Annotated in this window: 2 rRNA genes; both read right to left on the bottom strand. The window is 56.4% G+C overall.

The annotated features are described in order from the left end of the window. Window positions 1-178: 178 nt before the first annotated feature. Window positions 179-293 (bottom strand): 5S ribosomal RNA (gene rrf, locus ACFSCT_RS19495). Window positions 294-389: 96 nt separating this feature from the next. Beyond that, window positions 390-954 (bottom strand): 23S ribosomal RNA (locus tag ACFSCT_RS19500); the annotation flags it as partial.

A 954-nucleotide genomic window follows, 5' to 3' on the forward strand; every position in this document is an offset into this window, starting at 1 on the left:
CTGTCAGGTTATGAGCCTGACGAGGTTCGACCGTTAAGCGAACAGTCCGGTGGACTGTTTGCAGGTCGGACGGGCTGCTCTACCCCGCGTCCGTTTGCGCGTGTCGATGCGCGGTTGCGCCGATCGTTTTGGTGATTGGCGCGGGTTATCGTTTTGAGAGATCTGCGTTTCTTTCCAGGACTGGCGGTGACCTACTCTCCCACGTCTTGAGACGCAGTACCATTGGCGCGACGGCACTTAACGGCCGAGTTCGGGATGGGATCGGGTGTTTTGCTCGTGCTATGTCCACCAGACCGGGAAAGAAACGCTCAGCGTTCCGTCTTGCGACGGGTTCGTTGTCCAAGGATGCTTTTGGCGGAAGCAAGACCGTTGTCTGCCTTCCACCGGATCAAATCAAGCCAATCGAGCCATTAGTACCGGTCAACTGAACGCATTGCTGCGCTTACATCTCCGGCCTATCGACGTGGTGGTCTTCCACGGCTCTCAAGGGATACCTTGTTTTGAGGGGGGCTTCACGCTTAGATGCCTTCAGCGTTTATCCTGTCCGTTCATAGCTACCCAGCACTGCCGTTGGCACGACAACTGGTCCACCAGTGGAACGTTCACCCCGGTCCTCTCGTACTAGGGGCAACTCCTCTCAAGTATCCTACACCCACGGCAGATAGGGACCGAACTGTCTCACGACGTTCTAAACCCAGCTCACGTACCTCTTTAAATGGCGAACAGCCATACCCTTGGGACCTGCTCCAGCCCCAGGATGAGATGAGCCGACATCGAGGTGCCAAACGATGCCGTCGATATGGACTCTTGGGCATCATCAGCCTGTTATCCCCAGCGTACCTTTTATCCGTTGAGCGATGGCCCTTCCACTCGGGACCACCGGATCACTATGGCCGTCTTTCGACTCTGCTCGACTTGTCAGTCTTGCAGTCAGGCTGGCTTCTGCCATTGCAC

This window comes from Paracoccus pacificus (assembly GCF_042680785.1).
GTDB lineage: Bacteria > Pseudomonadota > Alphaproteobacteria > Rhodobacterales > Rhodobacteraceae > Paracoccus > Paracoccus pacificus.